The following is a 13,600-nucleotide window of genomic DNA, read 5'->3' as shown; positions in this document are numbered from 1 at the left end:
GCATGAAGCGTTTAAGTGGCTTACACTGCGTTTACCTCACCATTTGTTACAAAGGAATCGAAACATGGGCATGATCAGTGAGTTCAAGGCCTTCGCGGTCAAAGGCAATGTCGTCGACATGGCGGTAGGTATCATCATCGGCGCGGCCTTCGGCAAGATCGTCTCGTCCTTCGTCGGCGACGTGGTCATGCCACCGTTGGGCCTGCTGATCGGCGGCGTTGACTTCAGCGACCTGGCCATCACCTTGAAGGCAGCGCAAGGCGACATCCCGGCCGTGGTGCTGGCCTATGGCAAGTTCATCCAGACTGTGATCGATTTCGTGATCATCGCTTTTGCGATCTTCATGGGCGTCAAGGCCATCAACCGGCTCAAGCGCGAAGAGGCCGTGGCGCCAAGCGTACCGCCCGCGCCGTCCCCCGAGCAGACCCTGCTTACCGAGATTCGCGACCTGCTCAAGGCTCAGAACCGGCCCTGAAGTGCACCGTTACAGGCTGCAGGAAGCGGCAAAGCTTCATGCACCGCTGCGCCCCTGTAGCCTGTAGCGGCACGCCGGCTACCAGTACGTCTCGACGGCCACCTGGCCCGGCCGTTTGCTAAGGCTCAATTGCAGATCACGGGCCTTGAGCACCTTGCGCGTTTCATCGATCATTTCAGGGTTGCCGCACAGCATGATTCGCGAATGCTCCGGTGACAGCTCAAGCCCTGCCGCCCTTTCCAACTCGCCGCTTTCGATCAAGGTGGTGATGCGCTGATTCAGGGCGCCTGGATGTCGCTCACGTGTCACGACCGGGATGAACTGCAACTTGCCGGCATGCTCGGCCAGGTACTCACGCTGCTCCAAGCCAGCAATCTCGTCCAGATAGGCCAACTCTTTGGCCTCACGCACCGAATACACCAGCTTGATGTTGTCGAAGCGTTCCCAGGCTTCGAAGTCCTGCAAAATCGACATGAACGGCGCGATGCCTGTACCCGTGGCCAGCAACCACAGGTCGCGTCCGTCGACAAAACGGTCGAGGGTGAGAAAGCCAAAGGCTTGCCGCTCCACCAGGAGCGAATCGCCCTCACCCAGTCGGCTAAGCTCACTGGTGAATTCGCCACCCGGCACTACGATTGAAAAGAACTCAAGGTATTCGTCGTGGGGTGCACTGACCATGGAGTAGGCGCGCCAAACCACACTGCCATCAGCCTTGGTCACGCCCAGGCGAGCAAACTGACCGGAGCGAAAGCGAAAACCCGCATCACGGGTGACCCGCAGGCTGAAGAGGTTCGGCGTGAGCGGCTGAACCTCGAGCAAGGTCTGGCGGGTGAATTTTTCGTCGCTGGCGGTCATGTCGGGCTCCATATCTTGGGGCCCTACAGTGTCGCGCAAAGCGCCCGCGATAAAAACCACTGGGTTTTTGCGGCTTCGAAAGTTGTACAAAGATATACAGAAGCACAGCACAGTTATAGCGAAAAAGACGGACACACCGGTTTGGAGCTATCTACACTGCCTTCGAACCCATACGGACTGGGCCGCGTCGCCCTTGGAGACTCACATGTTTCACTGGAACCCCGAGCACCTACACGCCCTGGTGAGTGAGCGTAATCCTCGGAAGCTGTTCGACATCGCGGTGCATCTGGTTCAGGATCTGGGTTTCGAGTATGTGGGACTTAAGCTTCGCATTCAGATTGCTACCCAGACACCACGGCATTACTTGTACAGCAATTACCCCAGCGCATGGATCGAGCGCTACCAGCGCGGAGAATTCTACAAGCAGGACGCAGCGGCTGCGCTCAGCCACCGCTCGACCAATCCTGTGGTATGGAGCGATGAGGTCTACCGCGAGGCACCGCATTTTCGCGAGGCAGCCTGCGAGCATGGCCTGCGTCATGGCTGGACCCAGTCCTTGCATGATCTGCAGCACAACGAAAGCCAGATGAGCGTGTCCAGGCCGCTGCGCACCGTCGAGACCGCCGAGCTGTTCGAAAAAGCCGGGGCCATCCAGTGGTTGTGCCATACCGTACATGCGGTGCTGAGCGCGCATCACCTCGATGCACTGTGCCCCTCCCAGCCCAAAATGAGCGAACGCGAGTTGGAAGTGCTGAAGTGGTCTGCGGCAGGCAAGACTGCTTCCGATGTCGCCTGCATCCTGTCACTGTCGCAGAGTACGGTGAACTTTCACATTCGCAGCGTCATTACCAAGACCAACGCCGCCAACAAAGCGGGCGCTGTCGCCATCGCCGCGTTGCGCGGCTGGATCTGATCCCGGGCCTGCGAGCCCAGCCAAAGCCCTGTAGAATCGCTCGACTAAGCCCGCAGCGAACGGTTGCGGGCAGCTTTGTACCCGAGCCAGATTGCCATGCCCCTGTTGACCACGCCCTTCGCCGAACTCGATCTGATCCGCCAGCCGGACCAGGCCAACGATCCCTTGCAGGCCTTTGACGCCGCCGATGAGTACCTGCTCGAACAATTGCATGCCCAGGCGTTGCCAGCCGGCAGCCGTGTGCTAGTGCTCAACGACAGTTTCGGGGCGCTGGCGGCAAGCCTCGCCAGGCACCTGCAGGTGACCAGCAGCGGCGACTCCTACCTTGCTCAACTCGCGCTGGCCAAGAACCTGGCACGTAACGGCCTGCCTGCCGACAGCGTTTCGTTCGTGCCTGCCTGTCAAACCTGGAACGGCCCCTTTGATCGGGTAGTGGTCAGGGTGCCCAAGACGCTTGCCTTGCTCGAAGATCAACTCATTAGGCTGCAAGGGCACCTGGCGCCGCAGGCGCAGGTGATTGCCGGGGCTATGATCAAGCACCTTCCCCGTGCTGCCGGCGACTTGCTGGAAAAGTATGTCGGCCCTGTGCAAGCCTCGCTGGCACGTAAAAAAGCCCGGCTACTGACCGCCACGGTGGATGCGCGCCCTGCCTTTACATCGCCCTACCCCAGCCGCTATCGCCTCGAATCGCCAGCGCTGGAGTTGCTCAACCATGCCAATGTCTTCTGTCGTGAAGGCCTGGACATTGGCACACGGGCATTTCTTCCGCATCTGCCGGATAACCTGGGCAACGCCCGGGTCGCGGACCTGGGTTGCGGCAATGGCGTGCTGGCCATCGCCAGCGCTCTAAAAAATCCAGACGCCCAGTACACCTTGGTGGACGAGTCGTATATGGCCGTGCAATCGGCACGGGAAAACTGGCAGCGTGCGCTGGGTGATCGGCCAGCCGACTTCCTGGCCGCAGACGGCCTGGCCGGCATCGAAAAACAGTCATTGGATGTAGTGCTGTGCAATCCGCCCTTCCACCAGCAGCAAGTGGTGGGTGACGTGCTGGCCTGGCGTATGTTCCAGCAGGCCCGCGAGGCGCTGGTGGTCGGCGGCGCCTTGTACATCGTGGGCAACCGCCACCTGGGCTATCACAGCAAGCTTGCCCGCCTGTTCCGGGGCGTGGAGCAGGTGGCGGCAACGCCCAAATTCGTGGTGCTCAAGGCGCGCAAGTAACTGTCGACTAGGTGGAACAGCGTACGGCGCCTGGGTGAGCAGGCGCGTTCGGCGTACTACCGGCTGATGCCGGGGTTCAGTGGGTGGTCAAGCCGGCTGCGCTCATGAACAGGCGCATCAACCATGCCGCCACACCCAGCGCGGCCACACTCAACGCCCAGATCAGCACCAGCCAGCCCAGGCGCTGCCACAGCGGTTTCTTGCTTGCCACGTCCTGATCACGGGTCATGGTGCAGTCTCCTAGTGATAGCCTTGGTCATGGGTGACCTTGCCGCGGAACACGTAGTAGCTCCAGAAGGTATAACCCAGGATCAGCGGTAGAATGAACAGCGTTCCCACCAACATGAAGCCCTGGCTTTGCGGTGGCGCGGCAGCCTCCCAGATCGAGATCGATGGCGGGATGATATTGGGCCACAGACTGATGCCCAAGCCACTGTAACCCAGGAAGATCAGCCCCAGCGTCAACAGAAACGGTGTGTAGTTCGCGCTGCGGGCTACTGCCTTGAACAGGTTGTAGAAGGTCAACAGCACCAGGATCGGCACCGGCATGAACCACACAAGGTTGGGCATGCTGAACCAGCGGTCGGCAATCTGCGGATAGGCGATTGGCGTCCACAGGCTGACGACACCCATGACGGCCAGCAACACGAGCGCCAGCGGCCGCCCCAGCTTGTGCATCTGCTCCTGAAGCGGCCCTTCGGTCTTCATGATCAGCCAGGTACACCCCAGCAGTGCATAGGCCACGATCAGCCCCAGGCCGCAGAACATGCTGAAGGGTGTCAGCCAGTCCAGCGAGCCGCCGGCGTAATGCCGATCCACCACCTTGAAGCCTTCGATGAAGGCGCCCAGCGCTACGCCTTGGAAGAACGTCGCCACCAGAGAACCCCAGATGAACGCCTTGTCCCATAGATGGCGGCCAGCATCGGTGGCCTTGAAGCGAAATTCGAAGGCCACGCCACGGAAGATCAGGCCGATCAGCATCAGGATCAGCGGTAGATAGAGCGCTTCGAGCACGACCGCGTAAGCCATCGGGAACGCGCCGAACAGCCCCGCGCCACCCAGCACGAGCCAGGTCTCGTTGCCATCCCAGACCGGTGCGACTGTGTTCATCATCACGTCCCGGTCACGCTCTTGTTTGACGAAGGGGAAGAGCATGCCGATGCCCAGGTCGAAACCGTCCATCACCACGTACATCATGACGCCGAAGATGATAATGACGGCCCAGATCAGTGGAAGATCGATACCCATGGCTCAGTTCCCCTTGCTCAGGTCTGCAGTGGTGGCATCGCTGCCTTCGTCGGCGGCGGACAATGGCCGCGCCGGCGTGCGTTTGCGGCCAGGACCGCCCGGACGCTGCTGATCGCCTTCGCCGGTATGCGGGCCCTTGCGCACCAGGCGCATCATGTAGGCGAACCCGGTGCCGAACAGCGCGAAGTACACCACCACGAACGCCACCAGGGTGAACCCCAGCTGGGTATAGCTGTGGTTGGAAACGCCGTCGGCTGTGCGCATCAGCCCGTAGACCACCCAGGGCTGGCGGCCGATTTCGGTGGTGAACCAGCCGGCGAGGATTGCCAGCAACCCGGAAGGCCCCATCCAGGTCACGAAGTGCAGGAACGGCCGCGAGGTGTACAGCTTGCCGCCCTTGCGCAATACAAGGCTCCACACGCCAGCGGCGATCATCAGCATGCCCAGCGCCACCATGATGCGGAAGGACCAGAAGATGATGGTGGAGTTGGGCCGGTCTTCAGGCGGGAACTCCTTCAAGGCCGGCACCTGCTTGTCAAGGCTGTGGGTGAGGATGAGGCTACCGAGCACCGGGATCTCGATCTTGAACCGTGTCGTTTCAGCTTGCATGTCCGGGATGCCGAAGAGGATCAACGGAGTAGGCTCGCCGGGGCGGTTCTCCCAATGCCCCTCGATAGCGGCGATCTTCGCCGGTTGATGCTTGAGGGTATTGAGGCCGTGGAAGTCGCCGATCACTGCCTGGATCGGCGCGACGATCAACGCCATCCACATGGCCATGGAGAGCATCTTGCGCACTGAAGGGTTGTCGCGCCCCCGCAGCAGGTGCCAGGCGGCCGACGCGCCCACGAAGAAGGCGGTGGCGACGAACGCCGCCGTGGCCATGTGCATCAAGCGGAACGGGAACGAAGGGTTGAAAATGACAGCGAACCAGTCGACCGGAATCACGCGACCGTCGATGATTTCGTGACCTTGCGGGGTATGCATCCAGCTGTTCGAGGCCAGGATCCAGAACGTGGAAACCAGCGTTCCGAGCGCCACCATGCAGGTAGCGAAGAAATGCAGCCCACGGCCCACGCGGTTCCAGCCAAAGAGCATCACTCCCAAGAAACCTGCTTCGAGGAAGAAAGCAGTCAGCACTTCGTAGGTCAACAAGGGCCCGGTGACCGAACCTGCAAATTCGGAGAAACGGCTCCAGTTGGTGCCGAACTGATAGGCCATGACCAGGCCCGAGACCACGCCCATGCCGAAGTTGACTGCGAAGATTTTCGACCAGAAGTGGTACAGGTCTCGATAGACCTGCCTGTCTGTCTTGAGCCACAGCCCTTCGAGCACCGCCAGGTAACTGGCCAGGCCGATGGTGATGGCAGGAAACAGGATATGGAAGGATACGGTAAACGCGAACTGGATCCGGGCAAGATCCAGTGCCTCCAGACCGAACATAGGTGCTACCTCATCAGATAATCCGGCGGTCGGGCACTCGGCCCTTTCGCCCACTGCCCCCACATAGTCGAGTACGGCATGTTGGAATTGTTCTGTTCGATGTGCAGGGATTGCGGCCAAAGGCCGAAATCGTCGGGGATCGTTGCAAACGTAACGATTGATCCAGGTCAACGATATGAGTCAAGCATAGCCCCGAACAGCCCGGTGCGAGGTGTGGTTGTTTGCCGCGTGACCGGTTGCCCCACCCCCTGTTCAGCGGCACGGAAACTGTGTCGAACACGGTAAACAGCAACTATTTGTTACATACAGATGATAGGCTGCGGAGCTTCCTTGCATCGAGGTCACAGGTGTCCGATGTCCGAGACTGAACCGCTGCTGTTGCGTCATCATCGCCCTTTTCTGGCGTTCTGGCTGGCACGGGTCTTCACCGCCAGCGGATTCCAGATGTTGACCGTGGCGATTGGCTGGCACCTGTATCAGCTGACCGGCAACGTGCTGGACCTGGGGCTTGTGGGGCTGGTGGAATTTGCACCCCGTGTGCTGTTCATGCTGCATACCGGCCATGTGGCCGACCGCTATGACCGGCGCAAGGTCGCCGCTCTGTGCCAAGGCCTGCAAGGGCTGATCGCACTGGCCCTGGCGCTGGGCAGCGCCACGGACCAGGTCAGCCGCGAGTTGATTTTCGTGCTGGCGTTTCTGCTCGGCGCCACCCGTTCGTTCGAGATGCCGGCGACCCAGGCGCTGTTGCCCAACGTCGTGCCCGCGGGCCTGTTTCCACGAGCGGTCGCCGCTTCGGCCTCTGCGACTCAGTCGGCCACCATCGTGGCCCCCGCCGTGGGCGGGTTCCTGTATGCCTTCGGCAGCGGCTGGGTCTACGGCCCGACTGTGGTGCTTTATGCCATAGCCTGTGGGCTGACCCTGAGCCTGCACGTGCGAGGACAGGTCGTTCAACGCGGCCGTGCCACCGTCGAGTCGCTGCTGGCCGGCATTCGTTTCATTCGCAGCCGACCGGATATCCTGGGCGCCATCTCGCTGGACTTGTTCGCCGTGCTACTGGGCGGGGCCACGGCGCTGCTGCCGGTATTTGCCAAGGACATCCTGCTGACAGGCCCGCTGGGCCTTGGGCTGCTGCGTTCGGCGCCCGCGGTGGGCGCGTTGCTCATGTCGGTGTGGTTGGCGCGCTTTCCCTTCGAGCGCAAGGTGGGCCGAACCATGTTCACGGCAGTTGGCGTCTTTGGCGTGGCCACTGTTGCGTTCGGCCTCTCGACGTCCTTCTGGTTTTCCCTGGCGGTCCTGGTGGTGCTGGGCGCTGCCGACATGATCAGCATGGTCATTCGAGGCGCCTTCGTGCAGTTGCATACCCCGGATGAAATGCGCGGGCGCGTCAGCGCCGTCAACGGGCTGTTCATCGGTGCCTCCAATCAGCTCGGCGAATTCGAATCGGGGGTCACCGCGCACTGGTTTGGTACGGTCCCGGCCGTCGTCATGGGTGGGGTGGGGACCCTGGTGGTGACGGGGGTGTGGATAAAACTGTTCCCCACCTTGGCCAACCGAGACCGTTTGCACGAAGGCTGAAAAGCCACCCCAGCGGCCCTGCACGCCATGCGCACCGGGCGGGGCCGGTCTATTCTCAGACGGCCATAGGCCCCTGCACGGCATGCTGGTATGATGCGCGGCTTTTTTCTGCCCCATAGAAATCACGGCAGCCGGTACGGTCTGTGCTTTGCTGATGGGGTCGACATATTCATGGCGCCGGGGGCGCCTCGGGGAGCGGGCATGCTGGAAAGGCTGTTTCAACTAAAAGCACACAACACCAATGTGCGCACCGAGATACTGGCGGGCGTCACCACCTTCCTGGCCATGGCCTACATTCTCTTCGTCAACCCGAGCATCCTCGGCGAGACGGGCATGGACAAGGGTGCGCTGTTCGTCGCGACCTGCCTGGCGGCGGCCATTGGCTCGACCACCATGGGCCTGATCGCCAACTACCCGATCGCCTTGGCGCCGGGCATGGGCCTGAACGCATTCTTCACCTACACCGTGGTGCTGCACATGGGGCACACCTGGCAGGTGGCTCTGGGCGCGGTATTCCTGTCGGCGGTGATGTTCTTCCTGCTGTCGATCTTCCGGATCCGGGAATGGATCGTGAACAGCATTCCCCTGCCCCTGCGCTCGGCCATTGCGGCGGGTATCGGGTTGTTCCTGGCGTTGATCGCGCTGCACAACGCGGGCATCGTCGTGGATAACCCTGCGACTTTGGTTGGCCTGGGTGACCTGCGCCAGCCGGCACCGATCCTGGCCACCCTGGGCTTCTTCCTGATCGTAGGCCTGGAAGCGCTGAAGGTGCGCGGCGCCGTGTTGATCGGCATTCTGGCCGTGACCGTGGCCGCCATTGCCATGGGCGTGACGCCATTCGGGGGCATCGTGTCCATGCCGCCTTCGCTGGCGCCGACCTTCCTGCAACTGGACATTGCCGGGGCGCTGGATGTGGGCCTGGTGAGCGTCATCTTCGCTTTCCTGTTCGTCGACCTGTTCGACAACTCCGGTACCCTGATTGGCGTAGCCAAGCGCGCCGGGCTGATGGGCAAGGACGGCCACATGCCGAAGATGGGCCGTGCCCTGATTGCCGACAGCACCGCGGCCATGGCCGGCTCGCTGCTGGGCACCTCGACCACCACCAGCTACATCGAGTCTGCGGCTGGCGTAAGCGCCGGGGGCCGTACGGGCCTAACGGCCATCGTGGTCGCCGTGCTGTTCCTGCTGGCCCTGTTCTTCGCGCCGCTGGCCGGCAGCGTACCGGCATTCGCCACTGCGCCAGCGTTGCTGTTCGTTGCCGTGCTGATGGCCTCGGGCCTGGCGGAAATCAACTGGGACGATGTCACCGAAGCCGCCCCGGTGGTGGTTACCGCGCTGGCCATGCCGCTGACCTATTCGATTGCCAACGGCATTGCCTTCGGCTTCATCGCCTGGACCGCCGTGAAGCTTATTTCCGGGCGTCGCCATGACCTGAACGCGGCCCTGGTGATTCTTTCCATCCTGTTCGTCATCAAATTGGGTTGGTTCAACGCATGAGTGCTGCATTCGACCCTAGCGCCTACGACGCGCAACTGCAGGATAAGGCCGCCCGCTTGCGTGCGCTGCTGGCCCCCTTTGGTGCGCCAGAGCCTGCCGTGTTCGACTCGCCGCGCGCGCACTATCGTCTGCGTGCGGAGTTCCGCCTGTGGCGCGAGGACGGCCAGCGCCACTATGCGATGTTCGCCCCTGGCGAGAAGCACAAGGCTATCCTGATCGACGATTTTCCGATTGCCAGCGAGCGCATCAACGACCTGATGCCGCGCCTGAAGGCGGCCTGGCAGGCCAGCGAGGCATTGAGCAATCGCCTGTTCCAGGTGGAATTCCTCACCACCCTGGCCGGTGATGCGATGGTCACCCTGTGCTACCACCGCCCGCTGGACGAAGCGTGGGAAGTGGCTGCGCGGCAACTGGCTGAAGACCTGGGAGTGAGCCTTGTCGGCCGCTCCAAGGGCAAGCGCCTGGTCATCGGCCGTGACTATGCGGTTGAAAAGCTCGACGTGGCCGGCCGTGTGTTCAGCTATCGCCAGCCTGAAGGTGCATTCACCCAGCCTAACGGCGCCGTGAACCAAAAGATGCTGAGCTGGGCCTTCGAGGCCATTGGCGAGCGCGATGACGACCTGCTCGAGCTGTACTGCGGCAACGGCAACTTCACCTTGCCGCTGGCCACCCGGGTGCGCCAGGTGCTGGCCACGGAGATCAGCAAGACCTCGGTCAATGCTGCACTGAGCAATCTGGCCGAAAACGCTGTGGATAACGTGCGGCTGGTGCGCTTGTCGGCTGAAGAGCTGACCCAGGCGCTGAACGAGGTGCGCCCGTTCCGCCGCCTGGAAGGCATCGATCTGAAAAGCTACGCATTCGGCACGGTCTTCGTCGATCCGCCGCGCGCCGGCATGGACCCGGACACCTGCGAGCTGACCCGGCGCTTCGAGCGGATCCTGTACATTTCGTGCAACCCGGAAACACTCGCGGCGAACATTGCCCAGCTCCACGATACCCACCGGATCGAGCGTTGCGCGTTGTTCGATCAGTTCCCCTACACCCACCACATGGAAAGCGGTGTGCTGCTGGTGCGGCGCTGAGCCTGGACCCTGTGCAGGTCGGGGCCGATGAAATTGAATTCAGCCGCCCCGGCAATCTCCAATGCGCTAGACAGCTGCCGGTGCTCTGACACCTGAGGCTGTGTTGAACTAATATTTGTCTTCTTGTTTCACGCTCTGGAGAGCACTCATGGAATGGCGAAAAGGCCGGCGTAGCGACAATGTGGTCGATGCACGGGGCGCAGGTGGCGGTGGCATGCGCTTTGGCGGTGGCAAAGGGCTGGGGCTTGGCGCCATCTTGCTGATTGTCGGGATCGGCTGGCTGACGGGCCAGGATCCCTTGCAGATCCTCGGTCAACTGACTGGCCAGATGCAGCAGCAAGCGCCTGCCGTGACCGATGGCAAGGCGCCACCGGCCAATGACCAGCAGGCAGAATTCGTCGCCTCCGTATTGGGCGACACCGAAGACACCTGGCAAGCCCTGTTCGCCCAGTCCGGCAAACAGTACAGGGACCCCAAGCTGGTGCTGTTCAGTGGTCAGGTGAATTCTGCCTGCGGCTTTGCCACCGCGGCGGTCGGGCCGTTCTACTGCCCGGCGGATCAGCAGGTGTACCTGGACATGTCGTTCTTCCGGGAAATGGAAACACGCTTCTCGGCTGCCGGCGACTTCGCCCAGGCATACGTGATCGCCCATGAAATCGGCCACCACGTGCAGACCCTGCTTGGCGTCTCGGCCAAGGTGGATGCGGCAAGACGCAGCGGCCAGCGCATGGAAGGCAGCAATGGCCTGCTGGTGCGCCAGGAACTGCAAGCTGACTGTTTTGCTGGCGTGTGGGCCTACCAGGCACAAAAACGCCTGAACTGGTTGGAACCTGGCGATGTGGAGGAAGCGCTCAATGCCGCCAATGCCATCGGTGACGACCGGCTGCAGCAACAAGGTCAAGGGCGCGTGGTGCCGGATTCGTTCACCCACGGCACCTCGGCGCAACGCGTACGCTGGTTCAAGGCCGGGTTCGCTCAAGGCGACGTCGACAGCTGCGACACCTTCAGCGCGCGTAATCTCTGAACATGTTCAGCGTTGCACCTGATTGATTCGACTATTGCAGCACCTGTGGTCGCTGAAACGCGCCGTATCGCCCTTACGGCTGAAAAAGCGTTTCAGCTTCCTCGCCAACGGCCGATAACTCCAGCACGATTGAGCGGGCATCCAGAATAACAACGCCTTGCGATCGGAGATCAAAAGAGCGAAAACAACTTCTGGAGTGCGTGCATGAACAGCTGGTTTGCCAATATCAGCGTCAACCTCAAACTCGGCCTGGGCTTCGGCTTGGTGCTGATCCTGACCGGCCTGCTGGCCCTGGTGGGCTGGACGAGCCTGGGCGGTCTCATCGACCGCAGCAACTGGATGAGCGACATCGGCCAGTTGAACAAGGACCTTACCGACCTGCGTATCGCCCGCCTGCAATACATGATCGCCAACGGCGATGACGCCGCTGCTGCCAACACCTTGGCCAAGCTCGACACCTTCAGCAAGCAGCAGGCTTACCTGGAGCACACGTTCAAGAGCCCTGAAAACGTCAAGTTGCTGGGCGAACTGGGCGACATCATCAGCGCCTACAAGGTATCGCTGTCCAAGATGCGCCAGGGCTATGACGCCAGCCGTGCCGCCCGCGCCGCCATGACCCGCGCCGGTAACCAGGCTGACCAAGCCATGGAGGCATTGAGCCAGGAAGTCATGGCTCGCCCAGAGGCCGACAGCGTGCGCCTTGCGCAGTACCAGCTGATCAGCAAGGCCCGCCAGCAGCTGATGCAGGTGCGCATCGATGTACGCGGCTACATCGCCGACAACACGGCGGACAATGAACAAGCGGCTCTGCGCCAGCTCGATGCGGCGCTTGCGGTGGTCGATAGTCTCAAGCGTGAGCTGTCCGGCCCAAGCGAGCGGGTGCAACAGCTCGAGCGCGCAGTCACCGACTACCGTGAAGCTACGCGTCAATTCCGCGATGCCGTGGCCACCATTACCAGTGCGCGCGCCGAGATGACGGTCCAGGGCGCGGATATCGTCAAGCACAGCGATGCGCTGTACAAGATCCAGCTGGAGCGTCGCGACGTCGAAAGCAGCCAGGCGCGCACCTTGCAGACCATCGCCACCCTGCTGGCATTGCTGGTGGGCATCGTGGCCGCCGTCCTGATCACCCGGCAGATCACCCGGCCGTTGCAGGACACCTTGGCCGCGGTCGAGAAAATCGCCAGCGGCGACCTGACCCAGCAGTTGCATGTCACCCGCCGCGACGAGCTGGGGGTGCTGCAGCAAGGCATTGCCCGCATGGGCACGACCCTGCGCGAGCTGATCGGCGGCATTCGCGATGGCGTGACCCAGATCGCCAGCGCTGCCGAGGAGCTGTCAGCCGTGACCGAACAGACCAGTGCCGGTGCCAACAGCCAGAAAGTCGAAACCGACCAAGTGGCTACGGCGATGCACGAGATGGCCGCCACGGTTCAGGAAGTGGCGCGCAATGCCGAACAGGCTTCGCAGGCGGCCACAGGTGCCGATGGCGAAGCGCGGGCCGGGGATCGGGTGGTGGGCGAGGCAATCTGCCAGATCGAGCGCCTGGCGCAGGACATGCACCGCTCCACCGAGGCCATGACCGCGTTGCAGCAGGAAAGCCAGAAAATCGGCAGCGTCATGGACGTGATCAAGTCGGTGGCCGAGCAGACCAACCTGCTAGCCCTCAACGCGGCCATCGAGGCGGCGCGTGCGGGTGAAGCCGGGCGCGGTTTTGCCGTGGTGGCAGATGAAGTGCGCGGGCTGGCCCAGCGTACGCAGAAGTCGACCGAGGAAATCGAGGAGCTGATCGCCAGCCTGCAGCATGGCACCCAGCAGGTGGCCAATGCCATGCAGGGCAGCCGCGCCTTGACCGACAGCAGCGTCGAACTGGCGCGCAAGGCGGGTGAGTCGCTTGAGAACATCACAGGCACCGTGTCGAGCATCCAGTCGATGAACCAGCAAATTGCCGCTGCGGCCGAGCAGCAGAGCGCGGTGGCTGAAGAGATCAGCCGCAGCATCCTGAATGTGCGCGATGTGTCGGAGCAGACGGCCTCGGCCAGCGACGAGACGGCGGCGTCGAGCGTTGAGCTGGCGCGGCTTGGGGGTGAGTTGCAAATGCTGGTCAGCCGGTTCCGGGTTTGACCTGAAGCAGAGGGTTGGACGGTGGGCCGTAGCAGAGGCGCCGCAGCAGTTTGTGCAGCCTGTCGTGGAGCTGGTTACCTGGGGCCGCTTTGCGGCCCATCGCGGCCGGTCCGGCGCCCCGGCAAGGCCGCTCCCACGGGTTTGCG

12 protein-coding genes and 1 pseudogene are annotated in these 13,600 nt (G+C 62.3%); 9 read left to right on the top strand and 4 right to left on the bottom strand.

From position 1 onward, the window contains the following. Positions 1 to 64 precede the first annotated feature (64 nt). Entirely contained in the window at positions 65 to 475 is a 411-nt protein-coding gene (mscL, locus tag ACF8R3_RS18745) for a large-conductance mechanosensitive channel protein MscL (protein ID WP_058604868.1), read from the top strand. Between the two features lie 78 nt (positions 476 to 553). Here the strand turns inward: mscL and ACF8R3_RS18740 are convergent, their stop codons facing one another. Further along, the gene (locus ACF8R3_RS18740) at positions 554 to 1,330 is read right to left on the bottom strand and encodes a ferredoxin--NADP reductase (protein WP_058637218.1); all 777 of its coding nucleotides are present in this window, start codon (positions 1,328 to 1,330) and stop codon (positions 554 to 556) included. Positions 1,331 to 1,535: 205 nt separating this feature from the next. On the opposite strand from ACF8R3_RS18740, the gene ACF8R3_RS18735 reads away from it, so the two are divergent. Together ACF8R3_RS18735 and ACF8R3_RS18730 are read left to right on the top strand one after the other, a co-directional pair. After that, positions 1,536 to 2,243, top strand: coding sequence for an autoinducer binding domain-containing protein (locus tag ACF8R3_RS18735; RefSeq protein ID WP_058637219.1), 708 nt, complete (start codon positions 1,536 to 1,538; stop codon positions 2,241 to 2,243). Between the two features lie 96 nt (positions 2,244 to 2,339). Continuing rightward, entirely contained in the window at positions 2,340 to 3,464 is a 1,125-nt protein-coding gene (locus ACF8R3_RS18730; RefSeq protein ID WP_078478007.1) for a methyltransferase, read from the top strand. 76 nt (positions 3,465 to 3,540) lie between these two features. Here the strand turns inward: ACF8R3_RS18730 and ACF8R3_RS18725 are convergent, their stop codons facing one another. Genes ACF8R3_RS18725 through ACF8R3_RS18715 form a run of 3 tightly spaced genes read right to left on the bottom strand, consistent with a single transcriptional unit; the run spans position 3,541 to position 6,152 of the window. Next, positions 3,541 to 3,693 (bottom strand): DUF2474 domain-containing protein, encoded by a 153-nt coding sequence (locus ACF8R3_RS18725; protein ID WP_058637221.1) that lies wholly within the window; start codon positions 3,691 to 3,693, stop codon positions 3,541 to 3,543. Between the two features lie 11 nt (positions 3,694 to 3,704). Then, complete coding sequence (gene cydB / locus ACF8R3_RS18720; RefSeq protein ID WP_058604864.1) at positions 3,705 to 4,712, bottom strand: cytochrome d ubiquinol oxidase subunit II; 1,008 nt, start codon at positions 4,710 to 4,712, stop codon at positions 3,705 to 3,707. Positions 4,713 to 4,715: 3 nt separating this feature from the next. Then, complete coding sequence (locus tag ACF8R3_RS18715) at positions 4,716 to 6,152, bottom strand: cytochrome ubiquinol oxidase subunit I (RefSeq protein WP_078478006.1); 1,437 nt, start codon at positions 6,150 to 6,152, stop codon at positions 4,716 to 4,718. Positions 6,153 to 6,506: 354 nt separating this feature from the next. Here ACF8R3_RS18715 and ACF8R3_RS18710 point away from each other — a divergent pair, with 354 nt between their 5' ends. The 6 genes and pseudogenes from ACF8R3_RS18710 to ACF8R3_RS18685 all read left to right on the top strand — a co-directional run bounded on the left by ACF8R3_RS18710 (position 6,507) and on the right by ACF8R3_RS18685 (position 13,454). After that, entirely contained in the window at positions 6,507 to 7,727 is a 1,221-nt protein-coding gene (locus ACF8R3_RS18710; RefSeq protein WP_078478005.1) for an MFS transporter, read from the top strand. 201 nt (positions 7,728 to 7,928) lie between these two features. Continuing rightward, a complete protein-coding gene (locus ACF8R3_RS18705; protein ID WP_023534351.1) occupies positions 7,929 to 9,224 on the top strand; it encodes an NCS2 family permease in 1,296 nt (431 codons plus the stop codon). After that, positions 9,221 to 10,306: a tRNA (uridine(54)-C5)-methyltransferase TrmA gene (trmA, locus tag ACF8R3_RS18700; protein ID WP_058604861.1), complete on the top strand. Its 1,086-nt coding sequence runs from the start codon at positions 9,221 to 9,223 to the stop codon at positions 10,304 to 10,306. Before ACF8R3_RS18705 ends, trmA begins: the two co-directional genes overlap by 4 nt. A gap of 148 nt (positions 10,307 to 10,454) precedes the next feature. Then, the gene (locus ACF8R3_RS18695) at positions 10,455 to 11,330 is read left to right on the top strand and encodes a neutral zinc metallopeptidase (RefSeq protein WP_058604860.1); all 876 of its coding nucleotides are present in this window, start codon (positions 10,455 to 10,457) and stop codon (positions 11,328 to 11,330) included. A gap of 204 nt (positions 11,331 to 11,534) precedes the next feature. Next, positions 11,535 to 12,599 (top strand): annotated as a pseudogene (locus ACF8R3_RS18690) (methyl-accepting chemotaxis protein); the annotation flags it as partial. Beyond that, the gene (locus tag ACF8R3_RS18685; protein ID WP_392475719.1) at positions 12,591 to 13,454 is read left to right on the top strand and encodes a methyl-accepting chemotaxis protein; all 864 of its coding nucleotides are present in this window, start codon (positions 12,591 to 12,593) and stop codon (positions 13,452 to 13,454) included. The pseudogene ACF8R3_RS18690 and the gene ACF8R3_RS18685, both read left to right, overlap by 9 nt. The last annotated feature ends 146 nt before the right edge of the window (positions 13,455 to 13,600 follow it).

The sequence above is a fragment of the Pseudomonas sp. FYR_7 genome (assembly GCF_043106155.1).
GTDB classification, from domain to species: domain Bacteria; phylum Pseudomonadota; class Gammaproteobacteria; order Pseudomonadales; family Pseudomonadaceae; genus Aquipseudomonas; species Aquipseudomonas parafulva_B.
The sequence above is the reverse complement of the archived record's forward strand: the minus strand, read 5'-3'. Positions and strand labels throughout refer to the sequence as shown.